Below are 26,199 nucleotides of genomic sequence, written 5' to 3'. Positions count from 1 at the left end.
TAGAGCCCGCGGCTTTTTTATAGCACGTCTTTTATAGAAGGCTGTTTATAGAACATCCTGACGGTTATACGCTTGGGCCAGTTCAATAAGCGCAGGTATTTCACAAACCGCCTCAGGATTCATAATAAGCGCCTGGCCCATCAACACATTGCGGGCTTCAAGTCGGGCGCGCAGGGCAGTGTCTTCGATCTCTTCGAAATCCGCATTATGGGCCAGTGACAGCACCCGGCGGTGCATCTCGATACCGCAGTAGGCCAGCGCATCCAGGCGGATCTCCTCCAACAGCGCATCGCAGGCGTCGTCCGCGCTGTTGCCTTGGTCTTCAAACAGCGCCCTGGGGAACAGAATGCCGGTGCGCTCGGTTTGCCATAAGTGGCGGAACTCGGCATCAAAGCTTGTGAAGCACGCCTCGATGACGTCGAGAATCCACGTCTGGTACGCCTCCAGTTCGTCATCCTGGCGGTGGGCAGGCTGACTAAAGTACGCCATCAGGAAGTTGGCTACGGCCATTCCCAAATCAAACGCCATCGGCCCGTACTGGGAAAACTCAGGGTCGATCACGCGCACATCGGTATCGGTCGCCATGATCGAGCCCGAGTGCAAATCACCGTGGAGCATGGTTTCAGTGTTGGCAGTGAACTTCATCAATAGCCGCTGGACCTTGGCTTTTAAGCGCACATTGCGGCGCAGCTCGTCCACCACTGGCGAAAGTTCCGGCGTGTGGTGGTTCATCTCGGCGCCGTAATAAGGGTCGGTGAACACCAATGATTCGGTAATCGCAGGAATCGCCACGTTACCCGAAAACAGCCCCACATCCTGCTTCTTCTCTGGGCTTGGCAGGGAAAGCTCCGAGCCGCGAAACGCCGTGCGCGCACAAAACTGGCCGATGGTCTCCCCCAAGCGAGCCACGCGTTCACCTTTAATCAGCTTACGGCGCAAGATCGTGTGCGGGTAAAGATACTCCATCACAAACAGGGCCTGGGGCTTATCGAAATAAAACACGTCAGGCGCAATGTTGGGGGCGCGCTTGGCCTGGCGCACTAGGGCGTAATACTCAAAATGGGCGCGGTAAAGCGGCAGCGGCCAGCTTTCGCCCACCATACGAACATAGGGCAGCGCCTGCTTAACCACCACACTGCCCGTGGTACCCGTCACGATAAACACCAGGTTCAGGTTGCCATCGCCCACCTCACGAATTTCCCAACTCGCGGGGTCGCCGCCTACCCGGCTGGCGACTTCGTGTACATCACCCAGCCGCGTTGCCAGCGTATCGACGGATAGCGCTTCATAACGTAAGGCCGCTTCTGATTGACCGTTTTCCACAGCGTGCTCCTCAAGCCAATTTTTGGGGTATTTGCCATTACCTGAGAGCCAATGTCAAATAGATACCCGCGGCTGCGACTACCTCGCCGACCACTTACTACCTGCTCATATCAAACTGTTCATATCAAACTGCTCATATCAAAAACCTAACGCCCTGTGCGGCAAGAGGGCTGCGCAATCGGTCAGGGAGCGCCACGTCGGTAATCACCGCGTCATAATCGGCTAGTTGTCCCGCCGCACAGCGCAGCGGTAAATCAAACTTGGTGCTATCCAACACCAGAACGCGCAAAGCCGCATTGGCCAACAGCGCTTCACGCGCCATGACCTCATCGTCGTTGTAGTCGAAAAGATTGCCGTGGGCATCCATGCCGCCTACCGAGACAATGCCTACATCCGCTCGGTAGCGTTGAAAAAAGCGCCACGCGTCGCCGCCAATCACGTCCTGGTCGCGGCGGCGCACCCGGCCGCCCGCCACCACTAGCTCACACTCCAGCGCGGATAGCCTGATAAGCGCGTGCAGATTATTGGTCATGATATGCAGGCCCTGTTTGTCGTGCAGCGCGTCGGCCAGCTGTTCAACGGTGGTGCCGGTGCCTAGAAACAGCGACTGATGAGGCTGAATCAATGAAGCGGCCTGGCGGGCAATAAGGCGTTTTCCAGCTTCGTTGACGATCTGGCGCTGGTCGTAACCGATATTTTCGCGGTCGGGAAACGGCAGTACCTCGCCGTGGCGCCGCAGCACCATGCCCTTTTCGGCAAGAAAGCGAATATCCCCGCGCAGCGTTTGTACGGATACCCCAAACTGATCAGCCAGCGCCTCTAGCGAATGGCGCCCCTCCTGGCGCACCCGCTCAAGCAGCGCTCGGCGACGCTCGTTTAAGCCTTTCATTCTGCTCTCATCTCCCCTCTTTTTTATTAACGAAAGACTTTCCGATGCTTACGAAAGCTCTCCTCCTTCAAACGAAAGGGTAGTGTCACGATGTTGTAAGGTGATGACAGTAGTGTGAGCAGAGTCAACTCACTGGAGACTTTCTGATGCTTAAGCGCTCACTCTGCACCGCTATTGCTCTTACCACCACGATGGCAAGTTTGGCTCTTTCGGCAAACGCCGTTGCCGACGACAAGCTCGTGCTCTACACCAGCCAGCCCAACAGCGACGCCCAGCAAACGGTCGAAGCCTTCCAGGCAGCCTATCCGGATATTGAGGTGGAGTGGGTACGCGACGGCACCACGCGATTGATGACCCGACTGCGCTCCGAGCTTTCCGCCGGGGTCAGTAACCCGGATGTGCTGCTGATCGCCGACAGCATGACCATGGAGTCGTTAAAGCAGGAAGACCAGCTTCAGGCTTATTTGAGCCCTAATCGTGAAGCCTTTGATGCCGAGCTTTTTGACCCCGAAGGCTTCTACTACGGCACCAAACTGATCACCACCGGTATCGTGTATAACACCGGCGCTGACGAGCAGCCGCAAAGCTGGCAGGACCTGCTCAAGCCTGAATATGAAGGCTTAGTGACCATGCCAAGCCCGCTTTACTCAGGGGCTGCCCTGATTCACATGGCGGCGATTAGTGAAAATCCTGACCTGGGTGAAAGCTATTACGATGCCTTGCATGACAACCGTACCGAGGCCCAAGGCGGTAACGGCGGGGTATTCAACGCAGTGGCAGCCGGCACCAAGCCTTACGGCATCGTGGTGGATTTCCTGCCCATCCGCGAAGCGGCCAAAGGCTCGCCGGTCGAGTTTGTCTTCCCTGAAGAGGGTGTGAGCGCGGTCACTGAACCCGTCGCCATTATGGCCGGTGCCAAGAACGTCGACGCGGCTCAGAAGTTTGTCGACTTCGTACTCTCGGAAGAGGGTCAGCAGCTGGTCAGCGAGCAGGGTTATCTGCCTGCCCACCCGGGTGTTACGCCGCCGGAAGGCTTCCCGGCCCGCGACACCATCGAGCTGATGCCCGTCGATATCGCCCAAGCGCTTGAGCAGGAAGAAGCCCTGAAGCAGCGTTTTAGCGACCTATTCGGCGGCTGATCATGTCACCGAGTCTTACCCAAGGCAGCCAGCACCGCTGGCTGCTTACCCTTTTGACGCTTACCGTCGTCCTGCTGAGCCTGGCGCCTAGCCTGCGTCTTTTAGTAGAAGCGTTAAGCGACCTGACCCAAGGGGGCAACGCGCCGCTATGGCGTGTGCTCCAGTCTGCGAGTACCTGGCGAGCGCTGTGGCACAGCCTGTATACCTCGGGGCTGGGCATGCTGATTGCCCTTGCGCTGGGCAGCCTGTTTGCGTTTGTGATTACCCTCACCGACATTCGCGGCAAGGCGTGGCTAGTGTTCTGTTTTATGTTGCCGATGATGATTCCGCCCCAGGTCACGGCACTTAGCTGGTTACAGCTATTTGGCCCGGCAAGCCCGCTATTAAAAAGCATCGGTATGGCGCCGCCGTTGGGCAGCCCGCAGCCGCTCTACTCGGCGGAAGGCATCGCCCTGCTGTTAGGTATTCAAAGCGCCCCGCTGGTGTTTCTGGCGCTGCGCACCTCGCTACTTTCTCTACCCCGCGAACTGGTCGAAGCGGCCCGCATTAGCGGCGCCCGGCAGAATCAGGTATGGCGGCATATTGTTCTGCCCGTGACGAGAAGCGGCCTGGTGGCCGGTGCCGCCATGGCGTTTATCTCAAGCCTGGGTAACTTCGGCATCCCGGCCATGCTGGGCATTCCAGCAAGCTACTACGTACTGCCTACGCTGATTTATCAGCGCATGGCCAGTTTTGGCACCGGCGTACTGGCTGAGATGGCCGCCCTTTCGCTGCTGATCGGCGTGCTGGCGCTGGCGGGTGTGGCGCTTCAGCAACACTGGATGGGCCGCAGCCGTTTTGGGCTGGTGGGGCATAGCGGGCGCGCCCATGATTTCTCACTCGGCCGCTTTCGCGCGCTGGTCACGGTGCTGCTGGTCAGTGTGTTGCTGGTCATTCTTGTCGCGCCGCTGGTGGCGCTGGTAGTCAGCTCGCTGGTGCCGGCCATGGGCGTACCGCTCAACGCCGATACCGCCACTTTGAATGCCTACCATGAAGTAATTGGACGTCAGGGCGCTACGTGGCGCGCCATGCGCAATAGCTTTTGGCTTGCCGGTGGTGCAGCCGTGGTGCTCATGCTGTGCAGCCTGCCGCTAGCCTATCGCCTTCAGCGGCTTCCATCGCGCCTGCAAAACCTGACGCTGAGTATTATCGAGCTGCCTTACGCCCTGCCCGGCGTGGTACTCGCAATTGCCTGCATTCTGCTGTTCGTGCGCCCACTGCCCATTATCAACGTCGCACTGTACGGCACGCTGGGGCTGATCTTCGTGGCCTATCTGGCACGTTTTCTGGTGGTGTGCCTCAAGCCGGTCAGCGCGAGCCTTGCACAGCTTGACCCTTCCCTTGAAGAAGCCGCCCAGCTCGCCGGTGCCGGCCCTTGGCGCCGCCTTTCCACTATCGTGATGCCGTTGATTGCACCTGCGCTGTTTGCCGGTGGGCTTTTAGTGTTTCTGCTGGCTGTCAACGAGCTGACCGTCTCAGCACTGTTATGGAGTGCGGGCAACGAAACCCTGGGCGTGCTGATTTTCAACCTTGATGAAGGTGGCGAAAGCGTTCTGGCCTCAGCGGTGTCCGTGCTGGTCGTGCTGATGGTCGCTTCACTCATGCTGTCGCTTAGCCTTCTGGCCCCGCGTTTACCCAAAGGAGTCGTGCCATGGCAGGGCTAACCCTCAAGCAAGTCACCAAACAGTTTGACGAACACAAGGCCGTGGATGGCCTTTCATTAACGGTTGAACCGGGTGAGTTCGTCGCCCTGCTCGGCCCCAGCGGCTGTGGCAAAACCACCATGCTGCGTATGCTGGCCGGGTTTGAGCAGGTAAGCGGCGGTGAAATCCATCTGGGCGATACGCTTCTGGCCAGCGAGCAGCACCACGTGCTCCCCGAGCAGCGCAACATGGCCATGGTGTTTCAATCCTACGCGCTGTGGCCGCATATGAACGTCGCCGATAACGTCGGCTACCCGCTAAAACTACGCGGCGTGCGCGGGGCGGATTATCAGCGCCGCGTTGAGCAGGCGCTTGCCCTGGTGGCGCTTGAGCCCTATGCCCAGCGCACGCCTCAGGACTTAAGCGGCGGCCAGCGCCAGCGCGTGGCACTCGCCCGCTGCCTAGTCACCGACCCGTCAGTAGTGCTTCTGGATGAGCCCTTGGCGAACCTGGACCGCCACCTGCGCGCCTCCATGGAGCACAGCTTTGCAGATTTTCACCGTCGCACCGAAGCCACTATGGTCTACGTCACCCATGACCAAAGCGAAGCCATGGCGCTGGCCGACCGTATCGCGGTGATGCAGGCGGGCAAGCTGGTGCAGTGGGCCACGCCCGAAACGCTCTACCGCGAGCCGCGCACGTCCTGGGTGGCAAGCTTTATCGGCCAGGGCAGCCAGTTAATGATAAGCACCGGCGCACCGGGCAGGCGTCTTAGCGGCCATGAGCTGATGCAGGGGCTGACGTCTCCCGCTTCCCAGCGTCATCAGGCAGTGCTGGTGCGCCCGGAGCATATTCAGGTGCATCCCGAGGCGCCCAGCCAGCAGGACTTAACCGCTCGCGTTGAACGCCAGACCTTTCGTGGCGAGCGCTATGAGCTTCATCTGCGCATGGCCGGTGGCGAAACGCTGCTCGCCTATCATTCCCACGCCCTAAAATTGGGCCAACAGGTGGCGCTAACGCTCTTGGAAGGCTGGTGTTTGGAGCCGGACCAATGAGTGCCAGCATCAATATATTGAGCGGCCTGGGCGATAAAGGCCCGGCGGCTATTGTGATGGAAGCCAACGGCAAGCGGCTTCTATTGGATGCCGGCGGCGCGCTGCACCCGGGCGAGCCAATTACCTGGGCACGCGGGCTTGATGTCGATGCGGTGATTATCAGTCACGACCATATCGATCATATTGGCGGCGTCAGTGAGCTGCCCGCTACGCTGCCGCTTTACTGCACGCCGCTGGTGGCTCAGGCGCTTCCCGATGGGCGCGCCTGGCAGTCACTGCCCGAGCGCGGCACCTGCCAGATCGCCGGTATTACGGTGACTACCGGGCAGGCGGGCCACTCGTTGGGCGGGGTTTGGATTCACCTGGATGTCGAGGGCGGCATTTTCTACAGCGGCGACGCCTGCTTTGAGTCCCGGCTGTTTCCGTTTGATACGCCGCCCCCGGCGCGCATTGCGCTACTGGACGCTTCTTACGGCACCTACGATCAGCCCCAGCAGGCATGTGTGGACGCCATCAGCGAACACTTGAACCGCCCGCTGGTTTTCCCGGTGCCTGAATCAGGCCGAGCGCTTGAGATGGCACTCTGGCTAGCCGAAGAGGCGGATGCTCGCGGGCTTTCGCTTGCCATTGATCCGATTATTCGCGCCAATCTGCAAACCCTGCTGGCGCTCCCCGCAACACTTCGCCGCTCCCATGCGGATAAAAGAATAGAAGCGCTTCTGGCGCGCCCCGACGCCTCTCAGCCAAGCCTCAACCTGATCAGTGATCGTGACGACACAGCGGCCATGTGGTCAGGTTTTCACTTATTGCATACCGGTTACCTGACGCCTTCGCGCTGCGCCGAGCTAGCCGCTGGCGACATTCTCTGGCAGCGCTGGAATGTGCATCTGCGCGCCTCGCATCTGGTTGCGCTTGCCGATCAGCTAAACGCCGAACGTGTGGTGCCCCTGTTTACTCATTTATCCGAACCCGCTCTTGGCGCCTGGCGCACGTTACTCGGTGCACGCCTCGCCACGCAAAAGATACTGTTTTTAAATACTCACGCCTTGAATAACCGGAGCCTTGCATGACCCAAGCAGTGATTGTCGATGTTGACGGTACGTTAGCTGAGTTTCACCCCACAAAAGTACATGAATGGGTGCTAGGCCCCGCCAAGCAGTGGGACCCCTTCTTTGCGTTTATGGCCGAAGCGCCGGTGATCGAACCGGTCGCCCGGCTGGTGAAATTATTGAAAGCCCAAGGCCAGCAGATCATCATTTGCAGCGGCCGCCCGGACACTCATCGCGAGCATACCCACGAATGGCTGACCCGCAACGCCATACCGTTTGACGCCATGTACCTGCGCCCCGATGGCCATGACCACGTGGATGACGAAGCGGTCAAGGAAGCCCTGCTCAGCACCATGCGCGAAGACGGTTTCGAGCCTTGGCTGGTGCTGGATGACCGCGATGCGGTAGTTGCTCAGTGGCGCGCCCTGGGCCTTACCTGCCTGCAATGCGCCCCGGGTGATTTTTAACCAAACGCCGCCCAAACGATATTTTCCTAACACCCGTTACTTGTTGAGCTTCTTGTAACGCTGTTCAGCCCTCTTGATGGTGGCGATTTTTTCGGGCCGCTTCATGGATTTCCAGTGGCGAATTTCTTCTATGCTTCGCCCACAGCCGGTGCACATGCCGCCCTTCAACTGACAGGCGGATATGCAGGGGCTATCGATTTTCTTGGCCATCAGTGCCTCACACTTCGCGCGCGCAGACGGCGCTGCCAGTCACCACCATGGGCGCGCTGGCACGCCTGTTCACTATCGAAGTCGATGTGCGGCGTGATGCTATCCAGCACCACACCCGCCTCAGCCAAAGCGCTGGCCGTGAAATCATGCAGGCGCTGTTTGGCATCGCCCTTTAGCGCTGAGGCTAAATGGGCATCGGTATCAAATACCCAGATAACCACCAGGCTTTCGGGGAAGTGTTGGTAGTCCACGCAGTGAGTTAACCAGACGAACCCAACCACCTCGGCCTTGGCCTGCTCACAGACTTCAGTCAGCGAAGCAGCAAGCTGGCGCTCCAGCTTGCCGCGTTCCCGTTTAACAATCATTCAACCACCTGACGTAACAAATAAAAGAATATGACTATGTTATAACATCTTAAGAAAGAAGAGGTGCGTTTGGCCGCCGCTGCCATGCCAGCAGCACCATAGGCAGTAACGAGACAGGAATCAGCAGCGCATTGAGCAACGCCCAGCCCAGGGTGTTAACCAACGGCCCCGCCAGCAGCGCCGTTAACGCAGCCGTACCGAACACCAGAAACTCATTGGCCGCTTGAGTGCGCGCCTTGTCTGCCGGTTGATAGCTTTGCGTCAATAACCCGGTAGCGGGCAGGAAGGTGAAATTCCAACCAAGCCCCAGCAGGATCAACGCAACATTAAAGCCCGCTAGCCCGGCATCAAACTGTGCGGCAATTGCGCTTGCCACCAGCAGTAAGCAGCCAGCGCTAATCATGCGTGGGGCACCAAAGCGCGCCGTCAAATGGCCGGTAAAAAATGAGGGCAAGAACATGGCAACTACATGCCACTGAATAGTGGTGGCGACATGGTTAAAGTTGTGCCCGGCCCCTTCCATCGCCAGCGGTGTGGCGGTCATGGCCAGATTCATCACGCCGTAGCCAATGGCCGCCGCGCTAACGGCCAGTAGAAAACCGGGCTGGCGCAGGATAGCGGACAAGGGCTTTTTCTCCCCCTCTACTGCCTGCACAAAAGCGACCGGCAACCGCGTACAAAGTAATATGCCCAGTGCCAATACGTAGAGCACGCCCAGCCCAACGAAGCTGCCCAAAAACGGCGTCTCGCTCAGCTCACGACTAAAGCGGGCAAGCCACGGGCCTGCAAATGCCGCTACCACTCCACCGCCCATCACTAAACCAAGCGCTTTATCGCGCAGTGCCGTGGGGGATGCTTCAAGGGCTGCAAAGCGGTAGAGCTGCCCAAAGCCAATGCCGATACCAATTAGCCAGGTCGCCAGCAGGAACAGTCCAAAGCTTTGCTGACGTAGCGCCAAAATGGCCACGGCCGTACCTATCAAGCCAATAAGATTGCCCAGCACAAACCCGCGTTTGCGCCCCAGCCGCCCCATGATCAGCGAGGCGGGGATGGTGGCGCACATCAGCCCCAGCCATTGGCTGGCCACCGGCACAGTGGCCCAGTTAGCCGTCGGTGCCAGCGAGGCGCCAATGAGAGGCGATACGGCAATCAGCAGGATATTGCCACTGACCAACAGCGCTTGGCACAGCGATAACAGCGTAACGGTTAATGGCATGGCGATGGCTCCAAAGGCGTAGGCACAAGAGTAGGCGTGAGGGCAGACGTAAGGGCAGACTTAGCCGCCGCGCCGAAGCGCTGACGATACACAGAAGGGGAAACACCGTAGTAACGTTGAAACTGGCGGCGCAGCTGCTCGGCGCCGCCCAAGCGCCAACGCTCAGCTAACCGCTCAAGAGATACCGTTTGATGCTCATCCAACAGCGCCAAACGCGCCTGCTCCAGGCGTAGCTGGGTCAAATAAGTAACCGGCGTCGTGGTTAAGTGGCGCTTGAATAGCCGGGTAAGATGACGTGGTGATACGGCCATTAAGGCCGCCATACTTTCCAGCGAATGTGCTCCGCCAGGGTCAGCATGCAGATGATCCAACAAACGACGCAACGGACCGGCACTTTGCTGGCAGCGTAGAAGTTCGCTGAACTGCGACTGCCCGCCCGGGCGATGCAGAAACATCACCAGTTCTCGTGCTACTTGCCCGGCAAGGGCAGCGCCGTGGTCGGCTTCTACCAGCGAAAGTGCCAGATCGATACCGGCCGTTATCCCGGCGCTGGTGTAGCGATCACCGCTTTGGATATACAGCGCATCGGGCTCAACATTAAGCGCGGGGTACTCCTCGGCAAGCTGGTCGGCGTGGCGCCAATGGGTAGTGACGCGCTGGCCATCTAAAAGCCCGGCGGCAGCAAGCAAGAAAGCCCCTGAGCAGATAGAGCCTAACCGGCGCACGTGAGGCGCCAGCTCACGTAAAAGAGCCAGCACGTGCGGGTCTTGGCGTAACGCCATTACACCGCTGCCACCTGCAATAAGTAACGTATCCAAAGGCAGCCGCTGGGAAAGTTCGGCATAGGTGTGGCTGGCGTACACCGCCAAGCCGCCATTGGTCATTACCGGCCCAGGCGCATCGGCGACCAGGGTTAAGCGGTATAGGGGTTTCGGGCTTAGCGCATTGGCACTGGCAAACACCTGCCAGGGGCCACTGACATCCAACAGCTGACAACCGGGGTAAGCCAATAAGGCAATATGGCGCGTCACGTTCTCTCTCCAGATCGTTAATAGGGAGAGTTTCCGCCGAGCGCGACGTGTCGACAAGGACCATCACCCCACCAATACGGACATTACCTAACTTGGCTGACTGATCGGCGCTTCCATACGGCGCACGCTGGCCACAAAGTCGCTGAATCGCTCGCCTTGAATCAGCACGTGGTCGCATAGCGCCTGCTCAGCCAGAGCAGCATCGCCTTGGGTAATGGCATCGACAATGGTCTGGTGCTCGCTCAAGGAGTTATGCATGCGCTGGCGAACCTGCAATTGCAGGCGACGATAGGGCTTTAAGCGCTGTTTTAGCTGACGAGCTTCGCTGGCTAGAAACGTATTGTGGCTCGCTGCATAGATGCAGTCATGAAACGCTTCGTTTTCGTAGTAGTACTCGTCCGTATCGCCCGCGTGTGCCGCTGCTTCACAGCGTTTATGGGCCGCCTGAAGCTCTGCCAGCTCCGGGTCACTAATGCGTCGGGCCGCCAGGCGCCCGCACATGCCCTCAAGCTCGGCCATGACTTCAAACATCTCGATTAATTGGTCGATGCCGACCTTGGCCACAAACGTGCCTTTTTTCGGTGATACGGTGACCAAACCGCTAGCCACCAGTTGCTGGAAGGCTTCACGCACGGGTGTGCGGGAAACATTAAACGTTCGCCCTAGCTCGTCCGGGTCGAGCCGTTCACCCGGCACCCGCCGCCCATTAATAATGTCATCTTCCAACGAGTCCTTAAGCCGTTGAGCGTTGGAACGTTTGCTCTCAGCCATCTGTTTCCCACCCCTTTTATTTATAAGAGCGACCGACCGCCTTACTGTCTTCAGGGCCGGAACGTGACACTCAACATCTTCCACCACTATCGAAATATATATCACACGTCTTGATATACATTCGAGAGACTTTCCAGCACTCCTACATTAAAACAAGCTCACGGAGATAACGTAAGCAGTAGCACCTCAGCCTGCTGTTTAAGCTCATCATGAGCTTTCCGAGCGCGCTGTTTTTCGTCCTCACTGCCCAGAGATTCAATATTGGCAAGGACGTTTATCAGCACGCTGCGCAGGGCAGCCGCCGCGAGTTCGCAACCCGCTTGGGTATCGCTCTTGAACGGCTGTTCGCTATCCGCATAGGCGCGTTGGCCCAAGCGTAATATGGCCAGGCTTTGCTTGGCCGTGTGTAACGACACGTCTACCGCCTCGGCGGATGCCTGATGGATCGCTTGGCGACGCGCCGCTTTTTCTTGCTCGTTGTTATGGGGCAGGCGGAAGGCTGCTATCAACTCTTCAAACGCGGCGACGTCTTTATCGGCCAGTGGCACTAGCTGCGTTTTTAAACGCTCAGCTTGCTCAATTAACGCGGCCCGCGCTTCACTGGTCTGATGCTGCTGGCTTATATGCAGCCCTTTTAATATTAACGCCAGCCCTAGGCTCGCCACGACGGTGGCGGCGGCGCCACAACACCCTGGCATAGGATTGTGAGCAAGCGCATCCCGAAAGTGGCTCAAGCGCTGCTGCCATATCGCGGTGTTGGGCGGTTGACTATCCTTATCCATGTTATCGACTCCTTTTATCGACGCTTAACGAAGAACTCCTCTCCTGCCTGTGGGTCTTAAATGGATTCGCTCAAGAAGCGCTGTTGATAGTGAAACATCCAGGCGCGCAGCGTGTTAGCGTAGCCTTTTACTCAAACGCGATAGTGCGTTATTAGAAGATGATGAATTGTCAGTGCTAACATAACCTTCATTTTGCATAAGGAGCTTGCTGCTTTGATTACTCACAATGAAACGGGTGCTTTCTCGGCAGCCGAACTCTATCGCGTTATTAACGATGCCTCCGCACAGGAAGAAGCCGTTGAACTGGAGTGGCCAGCGGCCAATGTTAGTTTAGATGAAGCCAACCAAACGTTGATTTGGGAGCTTCACGATTACGGCAATTTAACCTTAACGCTTTCGCGCAGCGACAATGAGTGGATTGCCATGACCGCCATTGCCCCGCTGGACAGCGTATCGAATCCGGCTGAGCTTAACGACGTGTTACTGCGCCAGGGCCTTGCGCTTCCGCTTGCCTCTATCGGTATCGTATCCATTGATAATCGAGATTTTTACGTGGCTTACGGGCAGCTGTTTGGCGATTCAAAACTGGTGTCTATTTGTGCTGAATTACATGCCACGGCCAGCGCAGCCATGGAAGTCGCCGACTTAATTCACGATCACTTTTCTTAATACGCGTTTAGGAGCAACTTTATGTTAAGCAAAATCATGACGGCGTTACGTGGTAAAGCGAATGAGACCGGCCAGGCCGTCGTTGACTCTCAAGCGCTGCGTATTTTGGACCAGGAAATCCGTGATTCTGAAAATCACCTGAAACAGTCCAAAACCGAACTTGCGCGCTTAATGGGTCAACGCCAGCTGAACAGTAACAAGGCAGATACCCTGGAAAGCAAAATTGCCGAGCTTGAGCAGAGCGCTGAAGCCGCGCTGGATAAAGGCGAAGAAGCGTTAGCGGTCGAAGTTGCCGAGCGTATGGTCAGCATGCAGGATGAGCTGGACGCCGAGCGCAGCATCGTCAGCGAGTACGACGCCAGCATTGAAAGCCTGCGCGGAGCCATTCGCAATACGGATAACCAGCTGCGCCAGCTAAAACAGCAGGTGAGCGTGGTAAAAGCGACAGAGTCTGCACAGAAGGCTCAGTCTGCCGTAGCGGCGCGCCACTCAGGGCAAAATAGCGCCATGGGCAGTGCGATGGAGTCTCTTGACCGGATCCGTGAGCGCCAGCAGCTTAACTCAGCCCAGATGCAGGCGGCGGATCAAATGGCTGCCGAAGAGAGCGGCTCATCACTGGATGCACGCCTGAAAGCGGCGGGTATTGGCGCCAATGAGCGCAAAGCCGAAGACGTGCTGGCACGCCTGAAAGCCAAGAAAAATACTCCACAAGCGTAAACGTGGCACAGCGCCCGCCCACCGGCGGGCCTGCACGTCACTGGGCCATATTGATTCTGCACCAACGATTCGCGCTATCGGCTTGCCCTTTGGAGGCTTCTCGAATGTTCAAGACACTTAAGGCCCTGTTCGGCACTTCCAATGAGGCGGCGAACCCTGCGGCAGAAAACGCATCCACCTTCACTGCTGGCCTGCCGACCGGGATGTCACAAGAAGATTTTGCAGGGCTGCGTCTGGATGGGCGCGTCAACATTCAGTTGGCTGAGTTAAGCGCCTATTCCGATGCACTCTTTGGGTGGGACAGCACGCCCTATCATCATGTTGCGGCCGTAGGGCATATCGACCTTGGCCAGGGCGCCCACTTGGTACGCTTTTATCTGGATAACGATACGTGGCTGCAAGCCAACGTCGAAAACCAGCGCGTGATTGAGTACAAGCTGTTTGATTTTTATCGTGTGACGCATTTGTCGGATATCGAGTTCGATGCGCTGATCAACGCAAGCGATAAAAAGGCAGGCCAGCTGGGCGCACAAACGATGACTGTCGAGTCGACCGATGCTTCCGAGCGCACCTGCCAGTTTCAGCGTGTGTGGGGCGATGAAGCGAGCCTTTGGTCGCCGCCCGTCGTGCTTGAAGAGCAGGTAATGACCACCGAAAGCGTCATGACGCGCAGCGTTACCCACCATGCCATGCTGTACGAGCGCCCTATTGAAGACTCCGAACGCATGGAATATGTATTGCTGAATGCGGAAGATGACGGTGAGGGTGGGTTTATGCTGGTACAAAATCTCGGTGTTGATGTTACATCGGTCGATATTGATGCTATTTAAACGCGGCAAGCCCTAACACACGCCATCACCACAACATTGACTCTCAACCAAGGAAGATTCTATACATGCAGTATTTACAAGGCTTGCCCCACTTTTTGGGCTATCTGATCGGCGCACTCGTGCTTCTCGTTGCGTTTATGTACTGTTATAGCCGTATCACGCCCCACCACGAGTGGACGTTAATTCGCGAAGGTAATGCAGCGGCGGCCACGGCCTATGCGGGTTCTATCGTCGGTTTTACACTGCCGCTCTACAGCGCTATGGCCAATTCCATCAGTTTCATCGATTTCATCTTGTGGGGCATCATCGCGTTTGGTGTTCAACTGGCGGCTTTCTTTGGTCTGAAGATGGTGCTGAAGAATCAGGGAGAAAGCCTGTCACTGCATATCACTGAAGGTCATATGGCTTACGGTATTCTGGCGGGTAGTGTCTCCATTGCAGTTGGCCTGATTAATGCCGCCTCGATGACGTGGTAAGGAGTTTAACGATGGCACATAACGATCAGACCCCACACCTGCCGCGACGCAAACGCAGCGCCCGCCTCTCGCTTGCGATGATGGGCGCCAGCGCATTCGGGCTAACGGCGTGTGGCCAGCCAGAGCAAACGACCGATGTAAGCTTTGACAGCCCACGCAGCTACCAGAGTGTTGATGAGTGCGTGGCCGCCGATGTATATACCCGCAGCGCCTGTGAAGATGCCTACGAGGCGTCCATTAAAGAAGTCCCCCGCTTCAATACGCTTGAAGAGTGTGAGGCTGAACACGGTGAAGGAGCCTGCACGGCCCCCACCGAACAGCAGTCGCAGGCGGCCACCGGCAGCAGCGGCGGTGGCTGGTTTATGCCGGCCATGATGGGTTACATGGTGGGTAACATGATGTCGCGCACCAGCCACGGTGCGACCAACCGGGGAGTGTACCAAGAACCGGTTTACCGCAATCGTCAAAACCAGGGCAACTGGAATACCGCCACTAACCAGGCCAGCCAGCGTGTCAATCAGCGCCATCAGGCCCTGCGTACCACGGCGACTCAGAACCGCCAGGCCACACAGCGTAGCGGCTTCGGTTCTCGCTCATCCGCTCGCGGCGGCTGGGGCTCGTGATGTACCTCGGGAATCTCCATGCTTAGAGTTGATGTTGCAGAACGCGCCAACTGGAAAACCCTGGCCCACGAGCTGGGGTTTCATTTTCATACCATCGGCGGCGAACCCTACTGGAAAGAGAGCGCCTACTACCAGTTCTCGCTGGATCAAATAGAGCGGGATATTGAGGCGCCTACCGAAGAGCTGCATGAAATGTGCATGGAGCTTGTTGACCGTGTCTGTCACTCCAATGCGCTGATGCAACGCCTGGCGCTGCCGGAGTTCATGTGGGACACCATTCACGACTCCTGGGTGTCTGGCCAGCCACACCTTTATGGGCGAATGGATTTTGCCTATTCAGGCCAGGGCCACGCCAAGCTACTTGAGCTTAACTACGACACCCCCACCTCGCTTTATGAAGCGGGCTTCTTTCAGTGGGTATGGCTGGAGCAAGCCATCCAACAGGGCATCATCCCGCGCCACGCTGACCAATATAACTCCATTCAGGAGCGGCTGATCAACGCAATGGCGCATATTGGCGACCGGTTAGACAGCGCCGAGATGTACTTTTCATGCATCAAGGATAATGACGAAGAGCGTGCGACCGTACACTACCTGCAGGATGTAGCCGTTCAGGCCGGTTTAAAAGCGCCCTTCATTTATACCGAAGATATTGGCTACCAGCGCGACGGCGACTACTTTGTTGACCTGGATAATCAGCCCATTCAGGCACTATTTAAGCTCTACCCTTGGGAAGAGTTGGCCGACGATGCGTTTGGCGAAAAGATTCCCCAGCTGCACACCCACTGGTTTGAACCACCGTGGAAGGCGATTCTCTCTAACAAGGGCATTCTGCCCCTGCTGTGGGAGCACTTTAAGGGCCACCCTAATTTGCTACCTGCCTATTTTGAAGAGCGCTCGCCTTCACCGCTGCCGCCCGGCTGGGTACGCAAGCCGTTCTTTTCACGCGAAGGCAGCAATATTGAACTGTTAACGCCAGAGGGGCAGCGTGAGGCAGTGGATGGCCCCTATACGGACAGCCCCTGGATTCGCCAGGCCTACCACCCCATGCCGCGCTTTGGCGAACATCACGCGTTAATCGGCAGTTGGGTGGTGGGTGATCGTGCTTGCGGGATCGGCGTGCGGGAAGATGTAGGGCGAATTACCAAGGATTCATCCTGCTTTGTGCCCCACGCCATTGTTTAACGGTCAGGAGAACGCGCCTGCTTACTCCACCAACCATAAGCAGCTAACGGTATCGCCTGGCGTTACCTGATGATGGGGAGGAATAACCGCCAAGGCATCGGCCTCAATACACGACGACAATACGCCGGAGTTCTGGTCAGCAAAGGCCTGGGCCGTTATACCGGAAGGTGAAAAATTAAGCGTTACACGCATATAGTGCTGGCGCGGCCCGGTCGAGGTCTCAAAATTCGCCGCTGCGGTTAACGTTGGCAATGCCTTCAGTGCCGGGCAAGCCAACAACGCTCCCATGAGCGGGCGCAAAAATAGCCAGGCCCCCACAAACCCCGAAACCGGATTGCCCGGCAACCCCACAAACCTTGCCTCACTGCCGTCAGCGCGAGGCAAGCGGCCTAGCGCCAAGGGCTTGCCTGGACGTATGGCCAAGCGCCATAAATCCAGCTCGCCCAAGGCATCAAGCGCGGCCTTAACGTGGTCTTCTTCCCCCACACTGACACCACCAGTGCTTACCACGACATCGGCGTCAGCGGCGGCCTGGGTTAATAGCGCCACCGTTTGAGCGTAGTCATCCGGCACACTAACGACCTGCACCACATCAGCGCCAAAGCGCTCAAGCAGGCGCTTTAACATGGGTCGGTTGGAGTTATAAATGTGCCCCGGTGCCAGCGGCGTGCCGGGGTCGACGATTTCATCGCCGGTCGAGAGCAGGACAACCTTAGGGCGGCGGCGTACGCTCACCTGGATAATGCCCTGCCCCGCTAAATGCCCCAACGCGGCCGCTTCTAAGCGCAGCCCTTTGTTGAGTAAACAGTCGCCCACACGCACGTCCCGCCCTTGGCGGCGCACATTATCGTCAGGCGGAATATTGTCCGGTATCAAGGCCTTGCCTGCCTCAACGCTAACGCGCTCCTGCATGACGACGCAGTCCGCACCTTCTGGCAATTCGCCACCGGTAAAGATGCGAGCACAGCTGCCGGGTGCCAGCGGCACTACCTGTGTTCCCGCCGCAATGCGCTGGCTGATGGGCAGCCACCGGCCCGCATCGCTTGTGCGCAACGCATAGCCGTCCATCGCACTGTTATCAAAGGGCGGGACGTTAAGCGCTGCCATCACGTCGTCAGCCAGCACTCGCCCGCCAGCGGCGCCCAAGGCGGCTTCTTCCGCACTGACGGGGCTCACGCCAGCCAGCAGCGCTTCAAGCGCGGCACTTACTGTTTGCAAATCAGCTGTTTGCAAATCAGTCGGCTGCAAATCAGCCATGCTGACCTCGCTCGGGAATCACCAGGTTGGCAAAATTGCACGGTTTGTGGCGGCTATCGAGCTGCTCTTTCAAAATGCCTTCCCAGCCCGTACGGCAAGCACCGGTTGAGCCGGGCAGACAGAAGATGACCGTGGCATTCGCCAGGCCACCCAAGCAGCGGCTTTGAATGGTGGAACTGCCAATCTCCTCGCCACTTAGTTGACGAAAACGCTCGCCAAATCCTTCGATGTGCTTATCCAGCAGTACCGAAATGGCTTCCGGTGTGGAATCACGGCCGGTAAAGCCGGTGCCGCCGGTAGTAATAACCACCTGCACTCCGGCGTCGGCAATCCACTGGGCCACGATAGCGCGAATCTGGTAGATATCATCAGCCACAATACGCTTATCGGCGAGCCGATGGCCGGCGGCGGTCAAACTCTCGGTCAACTGCTGACCGGAGCGATCATTCTCTTCGGTGCGCGTATCTGAAATCGTCAGTATGGCTATGTTGAGGGCAACCATCGGCTCCATAACGCTACTCCTGACCGCTTTTCTTGGCTTGACGAGCGTCCAACGCCGCCAACTGTTCAGGCGTTGCAGTGCCCTGATAGTGCGTTTTCCACTCGCTGTAGGGCATTTTGTAGACATACTCGCGCGCGGCTTCGTAATCAAGCCGCTCGCCTCGCTCTTCGGCTGCGCTCACCAGCCATTTGGAAAGGCAGTTACGGCAAAAGTCCGCCAGGATCATCAGGTCGATATTCTGTACGTCCTTGTTATCGTCCAGGTGGCTCAGCAAACGCCGAAAGGCAGCAGCCTCAAGCTCAGTGCGAGTAGCCTGATCAAACTCGTTAAAATCTGACATTAGCGTTTCCCTCATAAAAAGTGACTGTCGTGCAGCATACCAAAAGACACCGCTTATAGGCGCTGTTCCACCCGATAACGTAGCCAGGCGAACCCACTGTTTGATATGGGTCATAGTGCTTACCATCAAGCATCTAACGCATAGACAAGCGCATAGACAAGCAAGGCCCTTGGCCGCCATCATAGCGACAAGGGATCTACACTTGGAAATGGCAAGGCTGATCGGCCAGAGGAGACATGCCAATGATCACGACCCACGCATTAACCGGCATGGTGCTCGCTGGTGGCGAAGGCCGCCGCATGGGCGGGCGCGATAAGGGGCTGGAGCCCTTTGCTGGGCTACCTCTGTTTGCCCACACAGCGGCCAGGCTTGAAGGGCAGGTTGCTGAACTGCTGATTAGCGCTAACCGTAATCTTGACGCCTACCGCCTGTTTGGGCGTGTGATCAGTGATGCGGAGTCAGGCTTCCAGGGTCCTTTAATGGGCATTTATAGCGGGCTGCGCGCAGCAAACACGCCGTGGCTATTGATAGCTCCTTGCGATACGCCGCTTCTCCCGGACAACCTGGTCGCACGAATGCTGGCAGGCATACAAAGTGCCGATATCGCCGTGGCGTTTGATGGTCAGGATCTGCATCCTACGGTGGCCTTGATACGCACCGCACTGGCGGATGATCTTCAGGCGGCCCTGAAAAGCGGCGAGCGTAAAATTCAGCGCTGGTACGCACGTCATAATATGCGCCGTGTGGATATGTCCGACTGTCTCGACGCCTTCGCCAATCTCAATACCGCCGAAGAGAAAAGCCGCTTGGAAGCGCAATGCCTATCCGCCAGGAACGTACCATGACGCTCTCCTGCTTTGAACTTGGCGACCAGATGCTAAGCGTGGATGAAGCCCGCCAAGCGCTGACGACGCTTATTGAAAGACCGCTGGCCCATGAAGTCATTGACCTACATCGTGCCCATGGCCGCCGCTTGGCGCACGATATTATGGCGCCGATCAACGTACCGCCCAGCACCAACGCCGCGATGGATGGTATCGCCCTTGCCTGGCCAGACACACAGCCACCCCAATGGCCGCTTATCGGTCATTCACTCGCAGGGCATGGTTTTCATGGCGCCGTGCCGCCAGGCGCTTGCGTTCGGATTACCACGGGTGCCCCGCTACCGGAGGGCGCCGATACGGTCATTATGCAGGAGCAGTTAACAACGCACGGCGAGCACCTCCACATCGCAAACCCTGAGCGCGTTAAGCGTGGCCAGAACGTACGCTTGGCCGGGGAAGATATTCTCAAGGGCAACCTGGCGCTTTCAAAAGGAACGCGTTTGGATGCCGCGAGTATGGGGCTACTGGCATCGCTCGGCGTCGCACACGTTTGCGTGATTCGACCGCCGACCGTTGCGCTGTTTTCCACCGGCGATGAAGTCACAGCGCCTGGCGAGCCGCTGGAGAATGCCCGCATTTATGATGCCAATCGGTTTACCTTGATGGGCTTATTAACCGAACAGGGCGCTGAGGTGATTGATCTGGGTATTCTTCCCGATGATCAGCAAACGATACGTAAGGCGTTATCACAGGCCGCCCAAGTGAGTGACCTAGTGCTCACCAGCGGCGGTGTATCGGCGGGTGAAGCTGACTTTACGCGGCCTGCCCTTGAACAACTGGGCCAACTAACGTTTTGGCGCGTTGCTTTACGCCCAGGGCGGCCACTGGCCTGCGGCTGGCTGGGAGAGTCGCGTACGCCCTTTGTGGGCTTGCCCGGCAACCCTGTCGCTGTCATGGTAACCTTTTCACAGTTTGTCGTGCCGTTGCTCCATCACTTGCAGGCATTCCCCATGACTCCGCCACCCAGGCTTTACGCTGTCGCGGATGAAGTGCTTAACAGCCGCTACCAGCGTACCGATTTTTTGCGCGGCATTTACCATAGCGATACGCAAGGTGTGCTCCACGTACGCACGACCGGTGCTCAAGGGTCCGGCATGTTAAGTTCGATGGTCGCGGCTAACTGTCTGATCGAGCTACCCGAAGACCAGGACGGTGCACAAGCTGGCGAGGTAGTCTGCATTCAACCACTTGTGAGATGGCCATGACTAAGCAACTAATAGATGACTTTGGTCGCCGAGTTAGCTATGTCCGCATCTCGGTGACCGACCGCTGTGACTTCCGCTGCGTGTACTGCATGAGCGAGGAAATGACGTTTCTCCCGCGTGCCCAAGTGCTCACCCTTGAAGAGATCAGCATGGTCGCCCAGGCCTTTACCGAACTGGGTGTTGAAAAAATTCGCCTGACCGGTGGTGAGCCCCTGGTGCGCCGGGACATAGAACAGCTGGTAGATGACATTGGCCAGCTGCCCGGGCTTAGCGACTTCACCATGACCACCAATGGCGCCAGCCTGCGTAAACATGCCAAACGGCTTTATGCAGGTGGCCTGCGCCGTCTCAATATAAGCCTGGATTCACTGGACCCGGAGCGCTTTAAAAAGCTCACCCGCACCGGCGATTTAACACGCGTTATTGACGGCATCCATGCTGCAAAAGAGGCCGGATTTACCCGCATCAAGTTAAATGCGGTCATTTTAAAAGGTCGTAATGATGATGAGGTGCTGGACCTTGTCGACTTTGCGCGTGACGAAGGGCTGGATATCAGCTTTATTGAAGAGATGCCGCTGGGCGATGTGTCCGATCACTCACGCGCAGAAACCTTCTACTCAAGTGATGATGTACAGGCCCTGATTGAAAAGCGCTATACGCTAACCCCGACCACCGAAACCACGCCAGGCCCGTCGCGCTACTTTAGAATGGCCGACAGTGACAGCCGGGTTGGCTTTATATCGCCGCACAGCCACAACTTCTGCGACACCTGTAATCGCGTGCGGGTCACGGTAGAAGGCCGTTTATTGCTCTGTTTGGGTAACGAACATTCGGTCGACTTGCGCGCCGTGCTGCGCCGCTATCCCGGTGATATGCCGCGCCTTAAAGAGGCGATTGTGAATGCACTACCGCTCAAACCCGAGCGGCACCATTTCACGACCGACGGCGACATTCAGGTTGTTCGCTTTATGAATATGACAGGGGGTTAACTCGTGGCAGCGTTGGCAAAAGTGCCGGTTCATATCATCACCGGCTTTTTGGGAAGTGGTAAAACCACCCTCATTCACCGTCTGATTGAACAAAAGCCTGCGCATGAAACGTGGGCCATTTTAGTGAATGAGTTCGGTCAAATTGGTATCGACCAGGCGATGTTTGAGCAACGTGACGATATCGTTATTAAAGGCTTACCTGGCGGCTGTTTGTGCTGTCAGCTCGCCTTTGTTATGCAGGCAGCGCTTGTTAACCTGCTGGCGCGCAGTAAGCCAGACCGCGTGATTATCGAGCCCTCTGGTCTTGGCCACCCCGCCGGTTTGCTGGACCTGCTGCGCGGCGAGGCCTTTCACGCTGTCGTTGATGTGCGCGATATTATTGCCACGCTGGACCCACGCCGCCTGGATGATCCGCGTGCGCTCAATCATGAAACGTTTCAGGACCAGTTGGCGATCGCCGATGCGGTAGCCATCACCTTATGGGACCAGGCCACCGATCAACAGCAGCAGGCAGCGCTGCAGTTTGCCAATGCCTTATGGCCGCCGCGTAAATGGGTCGAGCCGGTTACCAATGGCGAACTGTCACTTGAGCGATTAACGCACAGTGGCCAAAGTCCTGCCCACGACTTGGCCGTTCCGGAAGCACACCGCACATTAACCGCGCCCCCTGGTTTGGAGGGCGGATTTTTTGACTTTCCGCCAGCCAAAGGCGCACCACAGCAGGAAACCGGTGTGGCGCTGGGCTATGTAAGCTTGGGATTGCGCTGGCACCCTGACGAGCACTTTGACCTGGACAGCCTGGCGCAATGTTTAGGTGAATTACCCCGTGATGCCCGTATTAAAGGCGTGTTTCATACGACCAGCGGCTGGCAGCAGCTTAACCGCGCTGATGGTGCGCTAAACGTAGAAAGTAGCGCCTGGCGGCAGGACTCTCGGCTGGAAATCATTATCCCTGAAGCGCTGGCGAGTACGGTGCCAGATATCACGGCACTTGCGTCAATGCTCACCCCCGCGCCATTTCATCAAAACGGCTGATATCAAAAAACATCAAGCTCCGCTTCCAACGCGTCGATGGTGACCGGGCGCCCAAACAGATAACCTTGATAGGCGTGGCAGCCATGGGCGAATAACCACGCCTGCTGCGCCTGGGTTTCGACTCCTTCGGCGATCACCTCCAGGTTCAGGCTTTTTGCCAGCGCAATGGTACTCTCGACAATCGCCGCATTCGCGCTACTGGTCAGCACCTGGCGCACAAAACTCTGGTCTATTTTCAGTTGGTCCAAGGGTAGCTGGGCCAGGTAGGCAAGGGATGAATAACCGGTCCCAAAATCATCCAGTGAGAGGCGAACGCCCAGCGCTTTTAGGAACAACATTTTATCGCGGGCCCTGTCGCGGTCATCCACAAACAGCGACTCTGTCACTTCAAGCTTTAAGCGGTCAAGCGGTGCTTGGGTACGTTCAAAGATAGCCGTGATACGCGGTATAAACTCAGCATCGTGAAACTGCAGAGGGCTGATATTTACCGACATCGTCAAGTGGCAGAACCGATCATGCTGTGCCCAGCTCGCCAACTGGTAGCAGGCCCTCTCCAGCACCCATGCACCTACTTCAATAATCAGGCCGGTACTCTCTAACAGCGGTATAAAGTCCCCGGGTGATACAAGACCCCGCTCGGGATGCTGCCAGCGCAAAAGCGCCTCGACCCCGGTCGTCTTTCCATTTACTTCCACCTGGGGCTGGTAATAAAGCTGCCACTGGTCAAGCACCTGTGCCTGCCGCAAGTCACGTTCCAGATGCGTTGAGGCTAACAGCGTTGCCTGCATATCGGGGTCAAAAAAGCACAGCGTGTCACGGCCTCTCGCCTTGGCTTGAAATAGCGCCATATCCGCCTGCTGAAGATACTCATTTTGCTCGTTGGTCGAATAGTCCAAAAGGGTGATACCGATGCTGGCCGTCACGCTGACCGAGTGCTCAATGAGTGAACTGGTGCGGCGTATGGCAACCATCAACTTATGGGCGATGAGCTCAGCCAACTGAGCCGCTTTAGCCGCATCGGTATCCAGCGACTGAATGAGTATCGCGAACTCATCACCGCCAAAACGTGCCAAGGTATCGCTTTCCCGCAGCTGTTGATGAAGCAGACGCGCAACACCCTGAAGCAAACGGTCACCGATAGAGTGCCCAAACACATCGTTAACCTGTTTGAAATGATCGATATCGATCAGCAGAAGCGCACCATAAGAGCGATGTCGGCGCGCCTCTTTAAGCGCTGCACCCAAGCGGTCCATAAAGAGGCGGCGATTCGCCAGCTCCGTCACCGAATCATAAAACGCCAGTTGGTGGATCTCCTGTTCAGCGGCTTTGCGCTCGCTAATATCGACAACGGTGGCCACGTAATGGGTTAGCTGCTGGTCAGCATTGCGAATTGAGCTAATAACGACCCACTCGGGAAAGATATCGCCGTTCTTGCGCTGGTTCCAAACTTCGCCTTCCCAACGGCCATGCTGTTTGACGCTGCGCCATAAATGGCGATAGAAACCAGGGTCGTGACGGTTCGAATTAAACATCTTTGCGTCACGGCCAATCACTTCGGCTTCGCTATAGCCGGTGATCTGAGTAAACATGGGATTGGCTTTTAGTATTTTTCCTTCGGCATCGGCGATGATAATCCCCAGGTGCGCCTGAAAAGCGGCGGCCGCGATATTAAGCTCCGCTTCACTCTGTTTGGCTTCGGTAATATCGCGCGCGACCAGCAACGTGCCGGAAAAGCGGCCATCAGGATGCACCAAGGGGCTTACTACGGCCTGAAAAAAGTGTTCTCCCCTAGGCACCCTCAACTGATACTCAAGCGTAACCGCTTGGCGATGTTGCCTTACCTGCTCAAAGACAGTATCAAAACGTTTGGATAAATCAGCGGGCATTACCTCGTTATAATGTTTCCCTAACAGACTATCGTTGCCTTTCAGCAACATTCCTTCATCCAGGGCATGCGTATAGGTGATTTGATTGTTTTGGTCGAAAACGATGATCAAGTCCTGGATAGAGTTAATAAGCGTTCTGAGCTGAGCTTCTCCTGTCTGGGCCTGGGTACGCGCCTGATCAAGCTCTTTAAGGCGATGTTGTAATAACTGAGCTAACCTTATCCGTTTAAGGTAATGACGAACTCCCCATGCACCCAACAACGTAATAGCGATAAAGATACCGATGGTAATCCCGGCGCGCTGACGCCACCCCGCTAACACCTCGTCCAAATTCATACCGACGACCACCCATATCGGGTAGTTTCCAACGCGCTGTATCCAAAAAATTCGCTCACGCTGATCCAAAGTGGACCACATCACGTCCGACCACGGGGTCTGGCCGCTGTTCAGGACGCGTTGTACGGTCGCACCTTCCACTTGCCCCCCGGTTTGCGTGTGCTCGTCACCAGGATTGCGGGCGATTAATGTAAGCGTGGCGTCTACCAGGGCGATGCTTTCACCCTGACGAATTTGCATTTGGTTAACCATGTCGGCAAATGCTTGTGATGCCACACGTGCTGATGCCATGCCCGCAAAGGCACCTGATGAATCTGTCAGACGTAACGCGTGTATCAGAGAGTAGGTTTGTTCCTCGCTGGACCAGTAAAGCGGAGTAACGATGTCCTCCATGGGATAGTCAGGGTCGCTCAAGACTTTATAAAAATCCTGGTGACTAAAATCCGCTCCCTGATAGTGGTTATCTCCACTACTGGCGATCATGATTCCCTGGCTATCCAACAGACCCACTCGTTGGACCGGGGGGGCATAGCGATGACGATCGCTTAACATTCGGGACATTTGCGTGGCGCTGACCACATCAGGCATGTTCTGAAGGTCAGCGACACTGACCAGCACGTGGTACGTTTGAGAGAAGATGCTTTCTACCCACTCACCAATCAGGCTGGCACGCGCATCGCTCTGCGCCTCAGCAGAGGCTATCTCCTGCTCACGCTGCTCCTTTAAAAACCAGCCGAACAGGCTGAACAGCAGCAGTAAAGCAGCAACGTATAACGCGTAGACATTGCGACGTTGGCGGCGAAAGGCATCATCGGCATACTTTTCGCTCTCTTTGTTCTGGTCCTTTCTCATCAACATATCTACAACAGGCATAGCGCATCGACCTTGGCCAGAGAACAAAAGAGAACGCATAAATTGATGTGATGATGTGCCACGTAAACGTCGTCAGCATTACCCTTTATCCTGCCAACCGTTAGATAGAATAACGGCAAACAATTTAATCATTCCATCCATTTAGAGTGCCTTAGTAGCGCGATTTATCATATTACAAACATAAAATGCTCTTCATTGGCGCATGGAGGCAGCAGACAAAAACATTACGCTTAATTCTCACTGCTATTCTCACGATTATCTGGCTTTATTATCGCTGTGCGCCAAGGGAAAACGGCATTTCCAGGCTTTGTACGAAAACTGCTTCAATCAACCAGCGGCAGGTTAATGTTGGCAGCGGTGGTGTAATGAATATGCGTAGCAACAGCCAATCTGCAATAATGTGCCATCGGTTA

General features: G+C 56.7%; 27 protein-coding genes. 15 read left to right on the top strand and 12 right to left on the bottom strand.

Annotated elements, in window-relative coordinates; all coding sequences use genetic code 11:
• Positions 1-45 precede the first annotated feature (45 nt).
• Positions 46-1,323 carry an S-methyl-5-thioribose kinase gene (gene mtnK, locus ACT3TJ_RS07325; protein WP_444622612.1) on the bottom strand — a complete coding sequence of 426 codons (1,278 nt, stop codon included), beginning with the start codon at positions 1,321-1,323 and terminating at the stop codon, positions 46-48.
• Between the two features lie 133 nt (positions 1,324-1,456).
• Positions 1,457-2,212, bottom strand: a complete 756-nt coding sequence (locus ACT3TJ_RS07320; RefSeq protein ID WP_444622613.1) for a DeoR/GlpR family DNA-binding transcription regulator — start codon at positions 2,210-2,212, stop codon at positions 1,457-1,459.
• Positions 2,213-2,358: 146 nt separating this feature from the next.
• Here ACT3TJ_RS07320 and ACT3TJ_RS07315 point away from each other — a divergent pair, with 146 nt between their 5' ends.
• From ACT3TJ_RS07315 to ACT3TJ_RS07295, 5 genes are read left to right on the top strand one after another with little or no spacing between them, the layout of a single operon-like run.
• Positions 2,359-3,351, top strand: a complete 993-nt coding sequence (locus ACT3TJ_RS07315) for an ABC transporter substrate-binding protein (protein WP_444665549.1) — start codon at positions 2,359-2,361, stop codon at positions 3,349-3,351.
• Between the two features lie 2 nt (positions 3,352-3,353).
• The gene (locus tag ACT3TJ_RS07310; RefSeq protein WP_444621540.1) at positions 3,354-5,054 is read left to right on the top strand and encodes an ABC transporter permease; all 1,701 of its coding nucleotides are present in this window, start codon (positions 3,354-3,356) and stop codon (positions 5,052-5,054) included.
• The gene (locus ACT3TJ_RS07305; protein WP_193054247.1) at positions 5,042-6,088 is read left to right on the top strand and encodes an ABC transporter ATP-binding protein; all 1,047 of its coding nucleotides are present in this window, start codon (positions 5,042-5,044) and stop codon (positions 6,086-6,088) included. The genes ACT3TJ_RS07310 and ACT3TJ_RS07305 overlap by 13 nt, the downstream gene beginning before the upstream one ends.
• On the top strand, positions 6,085-7,158 hold the full coding sequence (locus tag ACT3TJ_RS07300; RefSeq protein ID WP_444621541.1) for an MBL fold metallo-hydrolase: 1,074 nt from the start codon (positions 6,085-6,087) through the stop codon (positions 7,156-7,158). Before ACT3TJ_RS07305 ends, ACT3TJ_RS07300 begins: the two co-directional genes overlap by 4 nt.
• Positions 7,155-7,604 (top strand): phosphatase domain-containing protein, encoded by a 450-nt coding sequence (locus ACT3TJ_RS07295; protein ID WP_193054245.1) that lies wholly within the window; start codon positions 7,155-7,157, stop codon positions 7,602-7,604. Before ACT3TJ_RS07300 ends, ACT3TJ_RS07295 begins: the two co-directional genes overlap by 4 nt.
• Positions 7,605-7,640: 36 nt before the next feature.
• Here the strand turns inward: ACT3TJ_RS07295 and ACT3TJ_RS07290 are convergent, their stop codons facing one another.
• The 6 genes from ACT3TJ_RS07290 to ACT3TJ_RS07265 all read right to left on the bottom strand — a co-directional run bounded on the left by ACT3TJ_RS07290 (position 7,641) and on the right by ACT3TJ_RS07265 (position 11,979).
• A complete protein-coding gene (locus ACT3TJ_RS07290; RefSeq protein ID WP_172117922.1) occupies positions 7,641-7,814 on the bottom strand; it encodes a DUF1289 domain-containing protein in 174 nt (57 codons plus the stop codon).
• Positions 7,814-8,179 (bottom strand): hypothetical protein, encoded by a 366-nt coding sequence (locus tag ACT3TJ_RS07285; protein WP_444621542.1) that lies wholly within the window; start codon positions 8,177-8,179, stop codon positions 7,814-7,816. Before ACT3TJ_RS07285 ends, ACT3TJ_RS07290 begins: the two co-directional genes overlap by 1 nt.
• 49 nt (positions 8,180-8,228) lie before the next feature.
• A complete protein-coding gene (locus tag ACT3TJ_RS07280) occupies positions 8,229-9,395 on the bottom strand; it encodes an MFS transporter (protein WP_444621543.1) in 1,167 nt (388 codons plus the stop codon).
• Positions 9,386-10,426 carry a GlxA family transcriptional regulator gene (locus ACT3TJ_RS07275; protein WP_444621544.1) on the bottom strand — a complete coding sequence of 347 codons (1,041 nt, stop codon included), beginning with the start codon at positions 10,424-10,426 and terminating at the stop codon, positions 9,386-9,388. Before ACT3TJ_RS07275 ends, ACT3TJ_RS07280 begins: the two co-directional genes overlap by 10 nt.
• Before the next feature lie 87 nt (positions 10,427-10,513).
• Complete coding sequence (locus ACT3TJ_RS07270; protein WP_444621545.1) at positions 10,514-11,197, bottom strand: GntR family transcriptional regulator; 684 nt, start codon at positions 11,195-11,197, stop codon at positions 10,514-10,516.
• Between the two features lie 158 nt (positions 11,198-11,355).
• On the bottom strand, positions 11,356-11,979 hold the full coding sequence (locus ACT3TJ_RS07265; protein ID WP_444621546.1) for a cyclodeaminase/cyclohydrolase family protein: 624 nt from the start codon (positions 11,977-11,979) through the stop codon (positions 11,356-11,358).
• Positions 11,980-12,192: 213 nt separating this feature from the next.
• Between ACT3TJ_RS07265 and ACT3TJ_RS07260 the strand changes: the two genes are divergently transcribed.
• The 6 genes from ACT3TJ_RS07260 to ACT3TJ_RS07235 all read left to right on the top strand — a co-directional run bounded on the left by ACT3TJ_RS07260 (position 12,193) and on the right by ACT3TJ_RS07235 (position 16,479).
• Positions 12,193-12,648 (top strand): DUF2170 family protein, encoded by a 456-nt coding sequence (locus tag ACT3TJ_RS07260; protein WP_172117917.1) that lies wholly within the window; start codon positions 12,193-12,195, stop codon positions 12,646-12,648.
• A gap of 21 nt (positions 12,649-12,669) precedes the next feature.
• Positions 12,670-13,365: a PspA/IM30 family protein gene (locus tag ACT3TJ_RS07255; RefSeq protein ID WP_444621547.1), complete on the top strand. Its 696-nt coding sequence runs from the start codon at positions 12,670-12,672 to the stop codon at positions 13,363-13,365.
• A 104-nt stretch (positions 13,366-13,469) separates the two neighbouring features.
• The gene (locus tag ACT3TJ_RS07250; RefSeq protein WP_444621548.1) at positions 13,470-14,195 is read left to right on the top strand and encodes a DUF2491 family protein; all 726 of its coding nucleotides are present in this window, start codon (positions 13,470-13,472) and stop codon (positions 14,193-14,195) included.
• Between the two features lie 65 nt (positions 14,196-14,260).
• Positions 14,261-14,671: a DUF350 domain-containing protein gene (locus ACT3TJ_RS07245; protein ID WP_172117914.1), complete on the top strand. Its 411-nt coding sequence runs from the start codon at positions 14,261-14,263 to the stop codon at positions 14,669-14,671.
• A gap of 11 nt (positions 14,672-14,682) precedes the next feature.
• The gene (locus ACT3TJ_RS07240) at positions 14,683-15,294 is read left to right on the top strand and encodes a DUF1190 domain-containing protein (RefSeq protein WP_444621549.1); all 612 of its coding nucleotides are present in this window, start codon (positions 14,683-14,685) and stop codon (positions 15,292-15,294) included.
• Positions 15,295-15,312: 18 nt separating this feature from the next.
• Positions 15,313-16,479, top strand: a complete 1,167-nt coding sequence (locus ACT3TJ_RS07235) for a glutathionylspermidine synthase family protein (protein WP_444621550.1) — start codon at positions 15,313-15,315, stop codon at positions 16,477-16,479.
• 21 nt (positions 16,480-16,500) lie between these two features.
• Here the strand turns inward: ACT3TJ_RS07235 and ACT3TJ_RS07230 are convergent, their stop codons facing one another.
• From ACT3TJ_RS07230 to ACT3TJ_RS07220, 3 genes are read right to left on the bottom strand one after another with little or no spacing between them, the layout of a single operon-like run.
• Entirely contained in the window at positions 16,501-17,736 is a 1,236-nt protein-coding gene (locus ACT3TJ_RS07230; RefSeq protein ID WP_444621551.1) for a molybdopterin molybdotransferase MoeA, read from the bottom strand.
• Positions 17,729-18,247 carry a molybdenum cofactor biosynthesis protein B gene (moaB, locus tag ACT3TJ_RS07225; protein WP_444621552.1) on the bottom strand — a complete coding sequence of 173 codons (519 nt, stop codon included), beginning with the start codon at positions 18,245-18,247 and terminating at the stop codon, positions 17,729-17,731. Before moaB ends, ACT3TJ_RS07230 begins: the two co-directional genes overlap by 8 nt.
• Before the next feature lie 4 nt (positions 18,248-18,251).
• Positions 18,252-18,578: a DUF1244 domain-containing protein gene (locus ACT3TJ_RS07220; RefSeq protein ID WP_172117909.1), complete on the bottom strand. Its 327-nt coding sequence runs from the start codon at positions 18,576-18,578 to the stop codon at positions 18,252-18,254.
• Positions 18,579-18,820: 242 nt separating this feature from the next.
• Here ACT3TJ_RS07220 and mobA point away from each other — a divergent pair, with 242 nt between their 5' ends.
• From mobA to ACT3TJ_RS07200, 4 genes are read left to right on the top strand one after another with little or no spacing between them, the layout of a single operon-like run.
• Positions 18,821-19,423, top strand: a complete 603-nt coding sequence (gene mobA, locus ACT3TJ_RS07215; RefSeq protein WP_444621553.1) for a molybdenum cofactor guanylyltransferase MobA — start codon at positions 18,821-18,823, stop codon at positions 19,421-19,423.
• Positions 19,420-20,667: a molybdopterin molybdotransferase MoeA gene (gene moeA / locus ACT3TJ_RS07210; protein WP_444621619.1), complete on the top strand. Its 1,248-nt coding sequence runs from the start codon at positions 19,420-19,422 to the stop codon at positions 20,665-20,667. Before mobA ends, moeA begins: the two co-directional genes overlap by 4 nt.
• Positions 20,664-21,656, top strand: a complete 993-nt coding sequence (gene moaA, locus ACT3TJ_RS07205) for a GTP 3',8-cyclase MoaA (RefSeq protein WP_441677462.1) — start codon at positions 20,664-20,666, stop codon at positions 21,654-21,656. Before moeA ends, moaA begins: the two co-directional genes overlap by 4 nt.
• A 3-nt stretch (positions 21,657-21,659) precedes the next feature.
• Entirely contained in the window at positions 21,660-22,691 is a 1,032-nt protein-coding gene (locus ACT3TJ_RS07200; protein WP_444621554.1) for a CobW family GTP-binding protein, read from the top strand.
• Between the two features lie 2 nt (positions 22,692-22,693).
• On the opposite strand, the gene ACT3TJ_RS07195 is transcribed toward ACT3TJ_RS07200, so the two are convergent.
• Complete coding sequence (locus tag ACT3TJ_RS07195; protein WP_444621555.1) at positions 22,694-25,786, bottom strand: bifunctional diguanylate cyclase/phosphodiesterase; 3,093 nt, start codon at positions 25,784-25,786, stop codon at positions 22,694-22,696.
• Positions 25,787-26,199 lie beyond the last annotated feature (413 nt).

The sequence above is a fragment of the Halomonas sp. AOP30-A1-24 genome, assembly GCF_052378165.1.
In the GTDB taxonomy this organism is placed as follows: domain Bacteria; phylum Pseudomonadota; class Gammaproteobacteria; order Pseudomonadales; family Halomonadaceae; genus Vreelandella; species Vreelandella citrativorans.
Note: the sequence above shows the minus strand (reverse complement) of the source record. Positions and strands in the feature narration are given on the sequence as shown.

Coding starts and splice junctions, on each gene's coding strand:
- ACT3TJ_RS07320 (WP_444622613.1), bottom strand. CDS start 2,212: ATGAAAGGCTTAAACGAGCGTCGCCGAGCGCTGCTTGAGCGGGTGCGC.
- ACT3TJ_RS07315 (WP_444665549.1), top strand. CDS start 2,359: ATGCTTAAGCGCTCACTCTGCACCGCTATTGCTCTTACCACCACGATG.
- ACT3TJ_RS07310 (WP_444621540.1), top strand. CDS start 3,354: ATGTCACCGAGTCTTACCCAAGGCAGCCAGCACCGCTGGCTGCTTACC.
- ACT3TJ_RS07305 (WP_193054247.1), top strand. CDS start 5,042: ATGGCAGGGCTAACCCTCAAGCAAGTCACCAAACAGTTTGACGAACAC.
- ACT3TJ_RS07300 (WP_444621541.1), top strand. CDS start 6,085: ATGAGTGCCAGCATCAATATATTGAGCGGCCTGGGCGATAAAGGCCCG.
- ACT3TJ_RS07295 (WP_193054245.1), top strand. CDS start 7,155: ATGACCCAAGCAGTGATTGTCGATGTTGACGGTACGTTAGCTGAGTTT.
- ACT3TJ_RS07290 (WP_172117922.1), bottom strand. CDS start 7,814: ATGGCCAAGAAAATCGATAGCCCCTGCATATCCGCCTGTCAGTTGAAG.
- ACT3TJ_RS07285 (WP_444621542.1), bottom strand. CDS start 8,179: ATGATTGTTAAACGGGAACGCGGCAAGCTGGAGCGCCAGCTTGCTGCT.
- ACT3TJ_RS07280 (WP_444621543.1), bottom strand. CDS start 9,395: ATGCCATTAACCGTTACGCTGTTATCGCTGTGCCAAGCGCTGTTGGTC.
- ACT3TJ_RS07270 (WP_444621545.1), bottom strand. CDS start 11,197: ATGGCTGAGAGCAAACGTTCCAACGCTCAACGGCTTAAGGACTCGTTG.
- ACT3TJ_RS07265 (WP_444621546.1), bottom strand. CDS start 11,979: ATGGATAAGGATAGTCAACCGCCCAACACCGCGATATGGCAGCAGCGC.
- ACT3TJ_RS07255 (WP_444621547.1), top strand. CDS start 12,670: ATGTTAAGCAAAATCATGACGGCGTTACGTGGTAAAGCGAATGAGACC.
- ACT3TJ_RS07250 (WP_444621548.1), top strand. CDS start 13,470: ATGTTCAAGACACTTAAGGCCCTGTTCGGCACTTCCAATGAGGCGGCG.
- ACT3TJ_RS07245 (WP_172117914.1), top strand. CDS start 14,261: ATGCAGTATTTACAAGGCTTGCCCCACTTTTTGGGCTATCTGATCGGC.
- ACT3TJ_RS07240 (WP_444621549.1), top strand. CDS start 14,683: ATGGCACATAACGATCAGACCCCACACCTGCCGCGACGCAAACGCAGC.
- ACT3TJ_RS07235 (WP_444621550.1), top strand. CDS start 15,313: ATGCTTAGAGTTGATGTTGCAGAACGCGCCAACTGGAAAACCCTGGCC.
- ACT3TJ_RS07230 (WP_444621551.1), bottom strand. CDS start 17,736: ATGGCTGATTTGCAGCCGACTGATTTGCAAACAGCTGATTTGCAAACA.
- moaB (WP_444621552.1), bottom strand. CDS start 18,247: ATGGAGCCGATGGTTGCCCTCAACATAGCCATACTGACGATTTCAGAT.
- ACT3TJ_RS07220 (WP_172117909.1), bottom strand. CDS start 18,578: ATGTCAGATTTTAACGAGTTTGATCAGGCTACTCGCACTGAGCTTGAG.
- mobA (WP_444621553.1), top strand. CDS start 18,821: ATGATCACGACCCACGCATTAACCGGCATGGTGCTCGCTGGTGGCGAA.
- moeA (WP_444621619.1), top strand. CDS start 19,420: ATGACGCTCTCCTGCTTTGAACTTGGCGACCAGATGCTAAGCGTGGAT.
- moaA (WP_441677462.1), top strand. CDS start 20,664: ATGACTAAGCAACTAATAGATGACTTTGGTCGCCGAGTTAGCTATGTC.
- ACT3TJ_RS07195 (WP_444621555.1), bottom strand. CDS start 25,786: ATGCCTGTTGTAGATATGTTGATGAGAAAGGACCAGAACAAAGAGAGC.